Raw genomic sequence first — 15235 nt, forward strand, 5'->3', positions numbered from 1 at the left:
ACCTCCGCGCGATGTTACCTACGAGTAGCAGAGCTTCACCATCTCCTGACGGGGCAGACGTGGCAGCCGCCGCGGGGCCCCTCTATCGTTACTCGCCATGTGGCCAGGACAGCAGCCGCCCGGGGGCGAGCAAAACCCGCAGGACCAGAATTCCAATCCGTACCAGCAGCCGGGGTACCACCAGCCGAATCCCTATCAGCAGCCGGGGTATCAGCAGACCGGACAGGAGCAGCCGGGGTATCAGCAGCAGACCGGACAGGAGCAGCCGGGGTATCACCAGCAGACCGGACAGGAGCAGCCGGGGTATCAGCAGCAGCCCGGACAGGAGCAGCCGGGGTATCACCAGCAGCCCGGCTATCCGCAGCAGGGGTACCAGCAGCCCAACCCGTACCAGCAGCCGACCGCGCCGCAGTACCCCGTGCCCGGTCAGCCCGGTCAGCCCGGTCCCGGACCGGACAAGAAGAAGAACACGACGGTCGTCGCTGTCGTCGCCGCCGCGGTGGTCGTGATCGCCGCCGCGGGCACCGCGTTCTTCGTGATGGGCGGGGACGACAAGAAGAGCGACAAGGCCGCGGACGACGCCAAGGCGTCCTCCTCCGCGTCCCCGTCCGGTGAGCCGTCCGCGGCCCCGTCCGCCGACAATCCCCGGGACGGCTCCGTCGCCAAGCCGACCATCGAGGGCTGGAAGGTCGTGACCAACCCGAAGTACGGGACGCAGTTCGACGTTCCGGCCGACTGGGAGGTCGACAAGCCGGGCGTGATATCCGGCTTCGAGGACGTCAAGAAGGGCGACGGCTCACCCGCCATCACCTTCTCCGCGCCGGCCTTCTACAAGTCCAAGTGGTGCTCCCAGGACACCAACAAGGACGGCAAGATGGAGGACAGCAGTCTGGGCGGCACCGGCACCAAGGGCGGCAGGGGCGCCAAGGACACGGTGTCGGCCGCGCGGAACGAGGCGGGCAGCTGGGTCTGGGCCGCGTACGCCCAGGAGGAGCCGGAGGCGTCGCTCAAGACGAAGGTCAAGCTCAGCCAGTCCGAGGCGTTCACCACCACGTCCGGCCTCAAGGGCCACTTCGCGACGGCGACGGCCACGGGCCTCACCAAGAAGAACAAGTGCGACACCGACGGCAAGGCGTTCGCCTTCAGCTTCGCCAACGCCAAGGGCGACTTCTCGTCCTGGGTGCTCTACGCCAACAAGGGCGTGCCGGACGAGATCCCGGACGAGACGATCAAGAAGATCATGAGCACCCTCCGGCTGGCCGGCGCCTCCTGACCGGATCGCGCCAAAACCGGTTGGCACGGGGCACCGGCCGCGGGGATAGTCCCCGAGTGACCTCTCCCGCCGACGCCGACGCCGACGCCGGCCCGCGACGCCCCCGCCGTCCTCACCGCCCCTCGTGGGCCGGCCGCAACTACACACTGCTGACCGCCGCGGCGATCGCCACCAATCTGGGCAGCCAGGGCGCGCTGATCGCCTCGGCGTTCGCGGTGCTGGAGTCGGGCGGCGACGCGGGCGACGTGGGGTTGGTGGCCGCGGCCCGTACGGTTCCGCTCGTTCTCTTTCTGCTGGTCGGCGGCGCGCTGGCGGACCGGCTGCCCCGGCACCGGGTGATGGTCGCCGCCAACGCCGTCAACTGCGTCTCGCAGGCCACCTTCGCCGCCCTGGTCCTCACGGGCGACGCGCTGCTGTGGCAGATGATGGTGCTGGCCGCGCTGGGCGGTACGGGCCACGCCTTCTTCAGCCCGGCCTCCGAGGGCATGCTGATGTCCAGTGTCAGCGGTGAACAGGCGGGCCGCGCCTTCGCCCTCTACCGGATGTCGATGCACGGCGCGGGGATCGGCGGCGCCGCGCTGGGCGGTGCGCTCATCGCGGTGATCGGCCCCGGCTGGGTGCTGGCCGTCGACGCCGCCGCCTTCCTGGTGGCCGGGGCGCTGCGCGCCTTCCTCGATGTCAGCCATATCCCGCCGCGCGAGCCCGGCGGCGGGATGGTCGCCGATCTGCGCGACGGCTGGCGGGAGTTCATCAGCAGGCCGTGGCTCTGGACGATCGTCGTCCAGTTCGCGGTGGTCAACGCGGTCGTCGTGGCGGCCGAGTCGGTGTACGGGCCGCTGGTCGCCCGCGACGAGCTCGGCGGGGCGGGCCCCTGGGGCCTGGCACTCGCCGCGTTCGGCGTGGGCACCGTGGGCGGCGCGCTGGTGATGACGCGCTGGAAGCCGCGCCGGCTGCTGCTCGCGGGCACGCTCTGCGTCTTCCCCCTCGCCCTGCCGTCCGCCGGGCTCGCGGTGCCGCTGCCGGTCGCGGGGCTGGCGGTGGTGATGTTCCTGACGGGGCTCTCGATCGAGGTCTTCGGGGTGTCCTGGATGACGGCGCTGCATCAGGAGATCGCCGAGGAGAAGCTCTCCCGGGTCTCCGCGTACGACATGCTCGGCTCGATCGGGATGATTCCGGCCGCCACCGCGCTCGCGGGACCGGCGGAGAGTACTTTCGGGCGCACATACGCGCTGTGGGGCTGCTCGGCGCTGGTCATCCTGCTGACGGCCGCTGTCCTGGCCGTGCCGGACGTACGCCGGCTGACGCGCCGCGCCACCACACCGGCGGGGGCGCGGAAGGCCACGGAGGCCGCCGCGGTGTCAGCCGACGCTGAAGGCGCCGTCGGGCGGGCGGGGTGACGGTACGGCGCCGCTGTCCCGTACCGGACTCGCGTCCCCGATGAACCGCCGGAGCGACGCGCCGTGTTCGACCCGGGCGGGGAAGGCGTCGGCGGCGGTACGGCGCGCGAGGGCCGCCGTGTCGATCTCCGTGTGCGAGGCGACCAGCACGGCGTTGCCGAAGCGACGGCCACGGAGCACGGCGGGCTCCGCGATCAGCGCCAGCTCCTCGAAGGCCGTGGCGAAGGTGGCCAGTTGGGAGCGGAGGAAGCCGAAGGGCGCCCCGTCGGCGAGATTCGCGGCGTAGACCCCGTCCGTACGCAGCACCCGCGCGGCCTCGCGCGCGTACTCGACGGAGGTGAGATGGGCGGGCACCCGCGAGCCGCCGAAGACATCGCCGACGAGCACATCCACGGAGCGGTCCGGGGCGGCTTCGAGCCAGTGGCGTGCGTCCGCGCCGTGCACGGTGATGCCGGTGCCGTCCGGTATCGGCAGCAGCTCCGCGACCAGCGCCAGCAGCCCCGCGTCCGCCTCCACCACACTCTGCGCGGAGCCGGGCCGGGTGGCCGCCACATAGCGGGGCAGGGTGCACGCCCCGCCGCCGAGATGGAGCACGGTGAGCGGATCGCCCTCGTCGCCCGCGCGGTCGACGACATGGGCGAGGCGCCGTACGTACTCGAACTCCAGATGGGTCGGCTCGTCGAGATCGACATAGGACTGGGGCGCGCCGTCGACCGTCAGCAGCCAGGCACGCTCCCGGTCCACATCGGGCAGCAGTTTGGCGGTGCCGCTGTCCACGGCGCGCATGACGGGGATCGCTTCGTTCACGCTCCCATTGTGCGCCGCCCGTCGCCGTCTCTCTCCCGGCCCGGCCGCTGTCCGGCCGACGCCGGGGAGGCGGTCTCGCGAACGGCCTCGCGCCCGCCTCCCCGGGGTACGGGACGACGGGCGCGGGCCGGTGAGCGCGCCGACCGTGCGGCCCGGCGGACGCGGTCGGAGCAGGTCAGAGCAGGGACGTGACCGTGCCGGCGCCGACCGTACGGCCGCCCTCGCGGATCGCGAAGCCGAGCCCCGCCTCCAGCGGGACGTCACGGCCCAGCTCCACGGTCAGGGTGACCGTGTCCCCGGGCCGCGCGACGGCCGCCTCGCCCAGGTCGATGTCACCGACCACATCCGCCGTACGGATATAGAACTGCGGACGGTAGCCACTGGTGACCGGGGTCGTCCGCCCGCCCTCACGGGCGGAGAGGACGTACACCTGCGCGGTGAAGCGCCTGCTCGGCACGACACTGTCCGGCGCCGCCACCACATGACCGCGGCGGACCGCGTCGCGCTGCGTACCGCGCAGGAGCAGCGCGACGTTGTCGCCGGCCTCGGCGGACTCCATCGGCTTCCCGAAGGTCTCCAGCCCGGTGACGACCGTCTCGATGCCGGCGCCGAGGACCTCCACCCGGTCACCGACGCGTACCGTGCCGCGCTCGACGGCGCCGGTGACGACCGTGCCGCGCCCGGTGATGGTGAGGACGTTCTCCACCGGGAGCAGGAACGGCGCGTCCGTGTACCTGACGGGCATCGGCACATACGTGTCGATCGCGTCGAGCAGCGCCTCCACGGCCGCCGTCCAGCGCGGGTCGCCCTCCAGCGCGCGCAGCCCGGAGACCCGGACGACGGGCGCGGCGTCGCCGCCGTACCCGTGCTCGGTGAGCAGTTCGCGCACCTCCAGCTCGACCAGGTCGGTCAGTTCGTCGTCGCCCGCGTCGGCCTTGTTGAGGGCGACGACGATGTGGTTGACGCCGACCTGGCGGGCGAGCAGGACGTGCTCGGCGGTCTGCGGCATGATCCCGTCGAGCGCGGAGACGACGAGGATCGCCCCGTCGAGCTGGGCGGCGCCGGTCACCATGTTCTTGATGTAGTCGGCGTGGCCGGGCATGTCGACATGCGCGTAGTGCCGGGTGTCGGTCTCGTACTCGACGTGCGAGATGTTGATGGTGATCCCACGGGCGGCCTCCTCCGGGGCCCGGTCGATCCGGTCGAACGGCACGAACGTGCCGGTCCCCCGGTCGCTGAGGACCTTGGTGATGGCGGCGGTCAGAGTGGTCTTGCCGTGGTCGACGTGGCCCATGGTGCCGATGTTCAGATGCGGCTTGGTGCGCACGTATGCCGTCTTGGGCATGGTTCGCGTCGTTCCTTCCAGGAACTCGAAGCTGAGAGGGACCCCCGGGCCTTGCCGACCCTCCCCCTGTGGGGTCCGCCGGACGATCCGGGAAGGGTCAGCTTCGGGCGCCGCCGAGGGGCGCCGCGGGCGCGGCTGCCGCCGCCGCAGGGGGCGCGGGCGCGGTGAACGCCGTCGCGCAGGCCGCGTACGCGGTGGGGAAACCGGCAGCCTTCGGCGCGTCCGCGACTGCGGACGGCGCTGCGAGGAAGGCGTACCGGAACATGTCGCCGATCCTGGCCCATACCCGCTGTTCACGTCGAATGGTTTTCTCCGCCACGGGAGTTCATGTGTGTCGGCTAGCATCCCCGGATGCTCGACACCGCCCCCAGGCCGCTTCCCACGCCGGCCCCCGAGCCTTCGCCGCGCCTCGTTGCCCGCTGCTTCCGGGTGCTGCTCTCGCCCTGGTCGCGGTTCGCCCTGCTCGTCGCCGTGCTGGGTGCGGCGGGCGCGGCCGTGCTGCTGTACGAGCCGCAGAAACTCCTCGCCGACGGCTGGCCGCCGCAGTTCGGCGGCGCCGCGGCCGTGGCGCTGTTCTCCGTGGCGTACGGGCTGTGCGCCGTCGCGTTCGTACCCCGTCCGCTGCTCAGTCTCGCCGCGGGCGCGCTCTTCGGCTCGGCGTTCGGTCTGCTCGCCGCGATCGCGGGGACGGTACTGGCCGGCGCGATCTCCTTCGGGCTCGTCCGCCTCCTCGGGCAGGGGGCGCTGCGGCCGCTGCTGCGGGGCCGCTGGCTGCTGGCGGCCGACGGACAGCTGAGCAAGCACGGCTTCCGGTCGATGATGGCGATCCGGCTCTTTCCCGGGGTGCCGTTCGTCGCGGGCACCTACTGCGCCGCCGTCTCACGTATGCGATGGGCGCCGTTCCTGCTCGCGACCGGGATCGGAACGGTTCCCAACACCGCGGCCTATGTGATCGCGGGCAGCGAGGCGTCGTCCCCGACCTCGCCGATGTTCCTGATCGCGACGGGCTTCATCGTGCTCACCGGAGTGGCCGCCGCGGTCGTCGCCTGGCGTCAGCGCCACCGCCTCGGCCGCCGCTGATCTTCGCTCACACCGGGCCGCGGCGCGTCACGGCGCGGCGAGCCCGAGATCGCCGCCGGGCGGCGGCGCGGAGAAGCGCGCCACATCGGCGTCCGTGACCTCCGCCAGTTCCCGCGGCGACCAGCGGGGCCTGCGGTCCTTGTCGATGACCCGGGCCCGGATGCCCTCCTGGAGATCGGGGAAGGTCAGCGCGGCGCACGAGGCGCGGTACTCCTGGTCGATCACCTGCTCCAGCGTGGCCGTCCGCCGGGCGCGGCGCATCGCGACGAGGGTGGCCTTCAGTGCGGTGGGCGACCGGGTGAGGAGCGTCTCGGCGGCATCCTTCGCCGCCGTTTCCCCGTTGCCCAGCAGGCGGTCGATGATCTCCTCCACCGAGCCGGCCGTATAGCAGGCGTCGATCCACTCGCGGTCCGCGTCGAGCCGCCCCTCCGGCGCGGTCGTCCGGTACCGGCGCACGGTCTCCCGTACGTCCTCCGCCTGCCGCACCTGGGGCCCGGCGAGCGCGGCGCGCAGGTCTTCCAGCCGGTCGGAGGGTACGAAGTGATCGGCGAGCCCGCACAGCAGGGCGTCGGCCGCGCCGATCGTCCGGCCGGTGAGGGCGAGATGGGTGCCCAGCTCGCCGGGCGCCCGGGAGAGCAGATAGGTCCCGCCGACATCGGGGACCAGACCGATCGCGGTCTCGGGCATGGCGACGGCCGACCGTTCGGTGACGACGCGTACGCTGCCGTGCGCCGAGACCCCGACGCCGCCGCCCATCACGATGCCGTCCATCAGGGCGACATACGGCTTGGGGTAGCGGGCGATCCGGACGTTGAGCCGGTACTCGTCGCGCCAGAAGGCGTGCGAGGCGCCCGCGCCGGTGCGCGCGTCCTCGTGGATCACGCGGATGTCGCCGCCGGCGCAGAGCCCGCGGTCCCCGGCGCCGGAGATGACCACGGCCGTGACGTCGTCGTCGCCCTCCCACGCGGCCAGCGCCCCGTCGATCGTCCGCACCATGGGGTGGGTGAGGGCGTTGAGGGCGCGGGGCCGGTTGAGCGTGAGGTGTGCGGTGCGGCCCGCGCGGGCGGTCAGTACCGGTTCGTCGTGGGCCATGCTCTCGCTGGTTCCTTCCCTGGTCGGGCGCGTCCGTGAAGTCGCACCCGACCAGTATGGACACGCTCTCCCGGTGGATTCTCACCGGTTCCCGGGGGGTCAGGTACGGGTGGGTGCCGCCGCCAGCGCCTCGATGATCCGCTCCGCGGCGAGCGTCGCGGTCAGCGTCCCGTCCCGTACCTCCCGCTCCAGCGCGGGTGCCAGCTCCCGTACGCCCGGGTGCTCGCGCAGCCGGTCCAGGAGGTGGTCGCGGACCATGGCCCATGTCCAGTCGACCTGCTGGTCCCGGCGCTTGCGGTCCAGCCGGCCGTCGGCGCCGAGCACCGCGCGGTGCTGTTCGAGCCGTTCCCACACGGTGTCGAGACCGCTGCCCTCCCGCGCGCTGCAACTGAGCACCGGCGGCGTCCAGGCCGCGTCCGCCGGGTGCATCAGCCGTAGCGCGCCCGCGAGTTCCCGCGCGGCGGAGCGCGCGTCGCGTTCGTGCGGGCCGTCGGCCTTGTTGACGGCGATGACGTCGGCCAGTTCGAGGACGCCCTTCTTGATGCCCTGGAGCTGGTCCCCGGTGCGGGCCAGGGTGAGCAGCAGGAAGGAGTCGACCATGTTGGCGACGGTGGTCTCGGACTGGCCGACCCCCACCGTCTCGACGAGCACCACGTCGTAGCCGGCGGCCTCCATGACGATGATGGTCTCGCGGGTCGCCTTGGCCACCCCGCCCAGCGTGCCCGCGGTCGGCGAGGGCCGTACGAACGCGGCCGGGTCCACGGCGAGCCGTTCCATCCGGGTCTTGTCGCCCAGGATGGAGCCCCCCGTCCTGCTGGAGGACGGGTCGACGGCGAGCACCGCGACGCGGTGGCCGAGGCCGGTGAGCAGCGTCCCCATCGCGTCGATGAAGGTGGACTTGCCGACGCCGGGGACCCCGCTGATACCGATCCGGCGGGCCTTCCCGGAGTGCGGCAGCAGCTCGGTCAGCAGCTCCTGGGCGAGCCGGCGGTGGTCGGGCCTGGTGGACTCCACGAGTGTGATGGCACGGGCGATGTACGAACGGGAGCCGTCCAGAACGCCCTTGGCATAGCTGTCGAGGTCGATCCGTGGGGGCACGCGCTCACCGCTCTGCGCCGCGAGCGGCTTCGTCGGAAGTGGCCTCTCCGGAAGCGGCGTTGCCCGAAGCGGCCTCGTGACCCAGTGCGGCCGCGAGCGCGGTCAGCAGATCGTGCGCGGCGTCCGGGATCACCGTGCCCGGCGGGAAGACCGCCGCGGCCCCCGCCCGGCGCAGCTCCTCGATGTCCTGGGGCGGGATCACTCCGCCCACCACGATCATGATGTCCTCGCGGCCCTCCTCGGCGAGCTGTTCGCGCAGCGCCGGTACGAGCGTGAGGTGCCCGGCGGCGAGCGAGGAGACCCCGACGATATGCGCGTCGGCCTCGACGGCCTGCCGCGCCACCTCGGCGGGCGTCTGGAACAGCGGGCCGACATCCACGTCGAAGCCCAGGTCGGCGAAGGCCGTGGCGATCACCTTCTGGCCGCGGTCATGGCCGTCCTGGCCCATCTTGGCCACCAGGATGCGCGGCCGGCGTCCTTCGGCCCGTTCGAAGTCCTCGACGGCGGCGCGGGTGCGCTCGACGGCCGGGGAGGTGCCTGCCTCGTTCCGGTACACACCGGCGATGGTACGGATCTGGCCGGAGTGACGCCCGTACACCTTCTCCAGTGCGTCGGAGATCTCGCCGACGGTGGCCTTGGCGCGGGCCGCGTTCACCGCGAGGCCGAGCAGATTGCCCTCCAGTCCGGGCCGCGAGCCGGCCTCGGCGGCGGCGGTGAGCGCGCGCAGCGCGTCCTGGCAGACGGCCTCGTCGCGTTCGGCGCGCAGCCGTCGCAGCTTCTCGATCTGCTGGGCGCGTACGGAGGAGTTGTCGACCTTGAGCACGTCGATCTTCTCGTCGGTCTCCACCCGGTACTTGTTGACGCCGATGACGGGCTGGCGTCCCGAGTCGATCCGCGCCTGGGTACGGGCCGCGGCCTCCTCGACCCGGAGCTTGGGGATTCCGGCGTCGATGGCCTGCGCCATTCCGCCTGCCGCCTCGACCTCCTCGATGTGCTGCCAGGCACGCCTGGCGAGGTCGTAGGTCAGCTTCTCCACATACGCGCTGCCGCCCCAGGGGTCGGTCACCCGGCAGGTCCCCGACTCCTGCTGAAGCAGCAGCTGGGTGTTGCGGGCGATACGGGCCGAGAAGTCGGTGGGCAGGGCGAGGGCCTCGTCCAGCGCGTTGGTGTGCAGCGACTGGGTGTGGCCCTGCGTGGCGGCCATCGCCTCGACACAGGTGCGGGTGACGTTGTTGAAGACGTCCTGCGCGGTGAGCGACCAGCCGGAGGTCTGTGAATGGGTGCGCAGCGACAGCGACTTGGCGTTCTCGGGGTCGAACTTCTTGACCAGCCGGGCCCAGAGGAGCCGGGCCGCGCGGAGCTTGGCGACCTCCATGAAGAAGTTCATGCCGATGGCCCAGAAGAAGGAGAGCCGGGGCGCGAACGCGTCCACGTCGAGTCCGGCGCCGAGTCCGGCGCGCAGATACTCCACCCCGTCGGCGAGGGTGTACGCCAGCTCCAGATCGGCCGTCGCGCCCGCTTCCTGGATGTGGTAGCCGGAGATGGAGATGGAGTTGTAGCGCGGCATCTTCTGCGAGGTGTACGCGAAGATGTCGGAGATGATCCGCATCGAGGGTTTCGGCGGATAGATATAGGTGTTGCGGACCATGAACTCCTTGAGGATGTCGTTCTGAATGGTCCCGGCCAGCTTCTCGGGCGGTACGCCCTGTTCCTCGGCGGCCACGATGTAGAGCGCGAGTACGGGCAGCACCGCGCCGTTCATCGTCATCGACACGCTCATCCTGTCGAGCGGGATGCCGTCGAACAACTGGCGCATGTCGTAGATGGAGTCGATGGCCACACCCGCCATGCCGACGTCGCCGGTCACCCGGGGGTGGTCGCTGTCGTAGCCGCGGTGGGTCGGCAGATCGAAGGCTACGGAGAGGCCCTTCTGCCCGGCGGCGAGGTTGCGCCGGTAAAAAGCGTTGGACTCCTCGGCGGTGGAGAACCCGGCGTACTGCCGGATGGTCCAGGGCTGGTTGACGTACATCGTCGGGTACGGGCCGCGCAGATACGGCGCGACGCCGGGGTAGGTGCCGAGGAAGTCGAGCCCCGCCAGGTCCCGCGCGGTGTAGAGCGGTTTGACGGCGATGCCCTCGGGGGTGTCCCAGAACAGTTCGTGGTCGGTCCTGCCGGTGTGTTCCTTGACGGCCGTACGCCACTGGTCCTCGGTGGTTCCGGCGCTGTCGCCGGGGCCGAGCCCGATCTCGGAGAAGTCCGGGATCCCCATCACGCCACTCCCATCCGGTCGAGGACGGAGGTCAGGACGGCGATCGCGTCGCCGCCCGCGACGACGAAGTCGTCGACCCCGGCCCGTACATAGGTCTCACGCTGTTCGCCGGGGCGGCCGGCGAGGAACACCTGGAGCGCGCCGGCCGCCTTGAGGGCCTCCGCGACGGGCGCGGCTCCTTCGGCGTAGAGCGCGTCGCTGGAGCAGATACAGGCGACGGTCGCCCCGCTGCGGGTGAAGGCGTCGGCGGCGCCCGCCGCGTCGACCGTCACCGGGTCGTGGACCGGCTCGATCCCGCCGGCCTGGAAGAGGCTGGTGGCGAAGGTGGCACGCGCGGTGTGCGCGGCGGCCGGTCCGAGGACGGCCAGGAAGACACGGGGCCGGGCGCCGGTGGCGGCGAGATGCGCGTCGGAGCGGGCGCGGAGCGTCTCGTACGCCTCGTCGCGGCGTACCACCGGCAGTCCGCCCCCGGGCGGCGCGGGCGCCGGGTCGCGTTCCACCGGGGGCTGCGAAAGCTGCGGGAACTCGCTGACGCCGGTGATGGGTTCGCGTCGCCGGGCCAGCCTGCCCGAGCGCTCCTGCCAGGTGGCGGCGAGCCGCTCGGCGATCAGTCCGCCGTGGAGCGCGGCGCGCTGGCCGCCGGCGCGTTCGATCTCCTGGAACCACGCCCAGGCGGCATGCGCGAGCTCGTCGGTGAGCCGCTCCACGTACCAGGAGCCGCCCGCTGGGTCGATGACCCGTCCCAGGTGGGACTCCTCCAGCAGGATCGTGGAGGTGTTGCGGGCGATTCTGCGGGCGAAGGCGTCGGACAGCCCGAGGGCGTGGTCGAAGGGCAGTACGGTCACGGCGTCCGCGCCGCCGATCCCGCCCGCCAGCGAGGCGACCGTGGTGCGCAGCATGTTCACCCAGGGGTCGCGGCGGGTCATCATCACCGGCGAGGTCACGGCGTGCTGACGCTGCGCCCCGGCGCGGGGACCGGCGCCGCAGACCTCCGCCACCCGGGCCCAGAGCCTGCGCGCGGCCCGGAGTTTGGCGATCGTCAGGAACTGGTCGGCGGTCGCCGCGTACCGGAACTCGATCTGTTCGCAGGCGGCTTCGACGGTGAGTCCGGCAGCGGTGAGGTCACGCAGCCAGCCGACCCCGGTGGCGAGGGAACAGCCCAGTTCCTGCGCGTCGGAGGCGCCTCCCTCGTGGTAGGGCAGCGCGTCGACGGTGATCGCGCGCAGGCCCGGGTACTCCCGGTCGCAGAGCACGGCGAGTTCGGCGGCCTCTTCCGTCAGGCCCGTCACGTCCCGTCCGGTACGGGCGACTTCACCGACGGGATCGGCGCCGAGGGTGCCGCGCGCCGCGTGGCGGGCCACCCCGCGCTCCTCGTACAGCTTCAGCAACGCCTGTGCGGCGGGCCCGAATTCGGCGCCCGCGTCGAGGGCGACCGGCGCGAGGTCGAGATAGACGCCGTCGAGCGCCGTGGCCAGTCCGGACACCGGGATTCCGGCGGAACCCACCGCCAGCCAGAGGGAGGTGACGCCGTTTTCCAGGTCGGAGAGCACGGCCTCGTTGGCGCGTACGGGATCGGGGAGAGCGTGGCGCTGCCGTACGTCCCAGCCGGAGACCGCGCCTCCCTCGGGACGGCCGCCCCTGGTGAACGGCGCGAAGCCGGGATAACCCGGGTCTCCGGGCGCGTCGTCGGCGGTGTACAACGGACGGGTGGCGAGCCCGTCCTGAAGCGTCGTGGAGAGCGCATCCTCTGCGGCCGGCCCCGAGAGATCCCGACCCGACTTGCGCAGAACGCCTGCCACCAGGCCCTGCCACTGCTCGCGGGTCGCATCGGGGAACTCAGCGGCCAGGGAAAGCCCGTCGTCAGGCAGCACCGTCATGCCCAGATGTTAGGGCAGCCGGGCGAACGAGCAGCAGAGCGCGTCACTGTGACCTTGCCCTCGCCGAAATGCCTCGCATGTAGGTCATTCATGACAAGGGATGTGCCAGGGCCCGAACCCGCGACAACAGGGGGCACGCCCGGTCCCCTCCCGCACAGACGCTACGCTGCCCATCACCACATCAGTGAAGAGCCGGCATGAGTAGGACTACTCACCCATCCATATGATCGAACCCGCGCTTCGACCGTCACCCCTCAGCCCGTCACTGCCCCGCCGTTCCGCGGGCCAGTGCTTGATCATCTCTTGGATGGCGTAGTACCCCATGTCTTGGTTCGAATCTTTCATCCTCGGGCTCGTCCAGGGGCTGACCGAGTTCCTCCCCATCTCCTCCAGCGCGCATCTGCGGCTGACGGCGGCCTTCGCCGGCTGGCACGACCCGGGTGCGGCGTTCACCGCGATCACCCAGATCGGCACGGAGGCGGCGGTCCTCATCTACTTCCGCAAGGACATCGCCCGAATCGTTTCCGCGTGGGGCCGCTCGCTGGTGAACAAGTCGATGCGCAGTGACCACGACGCCCAGATGGGCTGGCTGGTCATCGTCGGCTCGATCCCGATCGGTGTCCTCGGTGTGACGCTGAAGGACCAGATCAACGGCCCGTTCCGTGATCTCCGGCTGATCGCCGTCACTCTGATCGTGATGGGCATCGTGCTCGGTGTCGCCGACCGGCTGGCGGCCCGTGACGAGACCGGCGGCAAGCACCGTGCGATCACGGAGCGCAAGTCGCTGAAGGATCTGAGCGTCAAGGACGGTCTGATCTTCGGCTTCTGCCAGGCGTTGGCCCTGGTGCCCGGCGTCTCGCGTTCGGGCGCCACGATCAGCGGTGGTCTGCTGATGGGGTACAACCGTGAGGCGGCGGCGCGCTACTCGTTCCTGCTCGCGATCCCGGCGGTGCTCGCCTCGGGCTCCTTCGAGCTGAAGGACGCGGGTGAGGGACATGTCGCCTGGGGGCCGACCATCTTCGCGACGATCATCGCGTTCGCTGTCGGATATGTCGTTATTGCCTGGTTCATGAAGTTCATCACCACGAAGAGCTTCATGCCGTTCGTGATCTACCGGATCCTGCTCGGTATCGTGCTGTTCGTGCTGATCGGCACGGACACGCTGAGCCCGCACGCGGGCGAGTCGGCCGGCTGAACCGGACGACAGGGGCCGGCCGGGGCGGCCGTGCGGGGAGCGTGTGAGCGTGTGAGCGTGTGAGCGAAGTGTGAGCAAGGACGCTCCCCGATCGGCATCGGGACGAGGCCGCCTCCCCCTAGGCTTGTCACATGTCCTCTTCCTCCGCTTCCGCATCCCCGGCATCCGACGCCGTCGCGGCCAACGAGCGCATCCGTGCGCTCGTCGACGCGGCCGAGACGTCCGACGGGACATGGCCCGCGGAGGCGTACGAGGTCCTGCTGCTGGAGTGGGCCGCGGCTCTCCATGACAGCGTGGACGAGGCCGCCTGACGTCCGTTCGGTCGGTCCGGTCAGGTCGCGGGGGTGGGGGCCGCCGGGGTCCGGGAGATGGTGGCCGGCGGGATCGTCGGCCGCTCGGGCCGGGGCTCCGGGCTGACGAGGCAGTCGAGCGCCTCCTCCACTCCGGACGCGACCTGGATGACGAAGCGTTCCTCCTGACTGATGAAGCCGTCGGAGACCATGTTGTCCAGGAGCGTCAGCAGCGGATTGAAGAATCCGCCCCGGTTGACCAGGACAAGTGGCTTGTGATGGATGCCCAGTTGGTTCCAGGTCGCCACTTCGAGCAGTTCGTCGAGCGTGCCGAGGCCGCCCGGAAGCACCGCGAAGCCGACCGCGAGGCGGTACATCAGCGCCTTGCGCTCATGCATCGTCTCCACGACGATCACTTCGGTGCGCGACTCGTCCGGCTGCTCGCGTTCGTACAGCTGGCGGGGGATCACTCCGGTCACCGGCGCCCCGGCGTCCAGCACGGCGTCGGCGACGGCGCCCATGATGCCGACACCTCCCGCGCCGTAGACCAGGCCCGTCCCGCGCTGCGCCAGCGCCTCGCCGAACTCGGTGGCGAGCCTCAGATGCTGGGGGCGGGCGCCCGGCCGGGCGCCACAGAACACACCGACTCGCTGCACCCGCGACGCTGGCATGGTCATATCCGTCTCCGTCTCTCCCGCCCGGCCCCGATCGATCGATCGACACATAACGTATCCGAACGGCTACGTTAAGCGAAGAGGGCCTCCCTCGCTCCCGCTCACCACCTCCCTCCACATGGGCTGATTAGTAGCACTAAACCCTCGAAAGGATTACTTACCGGGTCATGTGGCGCAGCCAAGGGCATACCGCTGGGGCGAGACGTTTGCTGCGGAGTACGGCGGGAGCGGTACGACCCGCCCGCGGCGAGGCGGCCGGAGTTCCCGGCCGCGGTGAGCCCGGCTCCGCTGCTCTCCCCCTTTACAGCCGGGGCCCGTCACGGCCTACCGGTCCGGAGCGAGATGTGGAGGCTGTCCATGGTGCCCGCCATGCAGATTGGTGAACGCGAACGGTTCCTGGCAGACACCCATGTGGGTGTCCTGGGAGTCACCGACCCCCGTGGAGTCAGAGCGCCGCTGCTCGTACCGGTCTGGTACCGGTACGAGCCGGGCAAGGACGTCGTGGTGCAGACCGGCAGGGCGTCACTCAAAGCGCGTCTGATGAGGGAGGCCGGGCGGTTCAGCCTGTGCGTACAGGACGAGACCGCCCCGTACCGCTACGTCAGCGTGGAAGGTCCGGTCACGTCCGTCACCGATCCGATGGACCCGACGGAGCGCGAGGCCATGGCCCATCGCTATCTGGGGGCCGCCGAGGCGCGGGACTACCTCGCGGGGACGCGGGACCAGCTCCTCGACGACATCACTTTCCGGATGCGTCCGGAACGCTGGCGGAGCGCCGACTTCGCCGCCTTCGCCGCCGACTTCGCCGGTTCCGACGGCCCACGCTGATCCGACCCCG

General features: G+C 71.3%; 14 protein-coding genes. 6 read left to right on the forward strand and 8 right to left on the reverse strand.

Annotation, left to right across the window (positions count from 1 at the left end; all coding sequences use genetic code 11):
- The first annotated feature begins 97 nt into the window (after positions 1-97).
- Both ACIRQP_RS30840 and ACIRQP_RS30845 read left to right on the forward strand, forming a co-directional pair.
- Positions 98-1273: a hypothetical protein gene (locus tag ACIRQP_RS30840; RefSeq protein ID WP_403895678.1), complete on the forward strand. Its 1176-nt coding sequence runs from the start codon at positions 98-100 to the stop codon at positions 1271-1273.
- A gap of 56 nt (positions 1274-1329) precedes the next feature.
- The gene (locus ACIRQP_RS30845) at positions 1330-2670 is read left to right on the forward strand and encodes an MFS transporter (RefSeq protein WP_403895681.1); all 1341 of its coding nucleotides are present in this window, start codon (positions 1330-1332) and stop codon (positions 2668-2670) included.
- Here ACIRQP_RS30845 and ACIRQP_RS30850 read toward each other — a convergent pair.
- From ACIRQP_RS30850 to ACIRQP_RS30860, 3 genes are all read right to left on the reverse strand, one after another.
- Entirely contained in the window at positions 2632-3477 is an 846-nt protein-coding gene (locus ACIRQP_RS30850) for a spermidine synthase (protein WP_403895683.1), read from the reverse strand. The two genes, ACIRQP_RS30845 and ACIRQP_RS30850, sit on opposite strands and share 39 nt — an antisense overlap.
- 175 nt (positions 3478-3652) lie before the next feature.
- On the reverse strand, positions 3653-4822 hold the full coding sequence (gene tuf, locus ACIRQP_RS30855; RefSeq protein WP_403895686.1) for an elongation factor Tu: 1170 nt from the start codon (positions 4820-4822) through the stop codon (positions 3653-3655).
- Positions 4823-4919: 97 nt separating this feature from the next.
- A complete protein-coding gene (locus ACIRQP_RS30860; RefSeq protein ID WP_403895688.1) occupies positions 4920-5141 on the reverse strand; it encodes a hypothetical protein in 222 nt (73 codons plus the stop codon).
- Between the two features lie 32 nt (positions 5142-5173).
- On the opposite strand from ACIRQP_RS30860, the gene ACIRQP_RS30865 reads away from it, so the two are divergent.
- Positions 5174-5902, forward strand: coding sequence for a TVP38/TMEM64 family protein (locus ACIRQP_RS30865; protein ID WP_403895691.1), 729 nt, complete (start codon positions 5174-5176; stop codon positions 5900-5902).
- Between the two features lie 27 nt (positions 5903-5929).
- Here the strand turns inward: ACIRQP_RS30865 and ACIRQP_RS30870 are convergent, their stop codons facing one another.
- From ACIRQP_RS30870 to mutA, 4 genes are all read right to left on the reverse strand, one after another.
- Positions 5930-6994 (reverse strand): enoyl-CoA hydratase/isomerase family protein, encoded by a 1065-nt coding sequence (locus ACIRQP_RS30870; protein WP_403895693.1) that lies wholly within the window; start codon positions 6992-6994, stop codon positions 5930-5932.
- Between the two features lie 99 nt (positions 6995-7093).
- On the reverse strand, positions 7094-8092 hold the full coding sequence (meaB, locus tag ACIRQP_RS30875) for a methylmalonyl Co-A mutase-associated GTPase MeaB (RefSeq protein WP_403895696.1): 999 nt from the start codon (positions 8090-8092) through the stop codon (positions 7094-7096).
- A gap of 4 nt (positions 8093-8096) precedes the next feature.
- Positions 8097-10361 carry a methylmalonyl-CoA mutase gene (gene scpA / locus ACIRQP_RS30880; protein ID WP_403895699.1) on the reverse strand — a complete coding sequence of 755 codons (2265 nt, stop codon included), beginning with the start codon at positions 10359-10361 and terminating at the stop codon, positions 8097-8099.
- The gene (gene mutA, locus ACIRQP_RS30885) at positions 10361-12238 is read right to left on the reverse strand and encodes a methylmalonyl-CoA mutase small subunit (RefSeq protein ID WP_403895703.1); all 1878 of its coding nucleotides are present in this window, start codon (positions 12236-12238) and stop codon (positions 10361-10363) included. Before mutA ends, scpA begins: the two co-directional genes overlap by 1 nt.
- Before the next feature lie 322 nt (positions 12239-12560).
- On the opposite strand from mutA, the gene ACIRQP_RS30890 reads away from it, so the two are divergent.
- Together ACIRQP_RS30890 and ACIRQP_RS30895 are read left to right on the forward strand one after the other, a co-directional pair.
- Complete coding sequence (locus tag ACIRQP_RS30890) at positions 12561-13433, forward strand: undecaprenyl-diphosphate phosphatase (RefSeq protein ID WP_403895706.1); 873 nt, start codon at positions 12561-12563, stop codon at positions 13431-13433.
- A gap of 131 nt (positions 13434-13564) precedes the next feature.
- Positions 13565-13744 (forward strand): hypothetical protein, encoded by a 180-nt coding sequence (locus ACIRQP_RS30895; RefSeq protein WP_356518271.1) that lies wholly within the window; start codon positions 13565-13567, stop codon positions 13742-13744.
- Between the two features lie 20 nt (positions 13745-13764).
- Here ACIRQP_RS30895 and ACIRQP_RS30900 read toward each other — a convergent pair whose 3' ends face one another.
- Positions 13765-14400: a TIGR00730 family Rossman fold protein gene (locus ACIRQP_RS30900; protein WP_403895709.1), complete on the reverse strand. Its 636-nt coding sequence runs from the start codon at positions 14398-14400 to the stop codon at positions 13765-13767.
- 366 nt (positions 14401-14766) lie between these two features.
- On the opposite strand from ACIRQP_RS30900, the gene ACIRQP_RS30905 reads away from it, so the two are divergent.
- Entirely contained in the window at positions 14767-15225 is a 459-nt protein-coding gene (locus ACIRQP_RS30905) for a pyridoxamine 5'-phosphate oxidase family protein (protein WP_403895712.1), read from the forward strand.
- Positions 15226-15235: the final 10 nt, after the last annotated feature.

Origin of the sequence: Streptomyces sp. NPDC102274 (assembly GCF_044766385.1) — a bacterium.
In the GTDB taxonomy this organism is placed as follows: Bacteria; Actinomycetota; Actinomycetes; order Streptomycetales; family Streptomycetaceae; genus Streptomyces.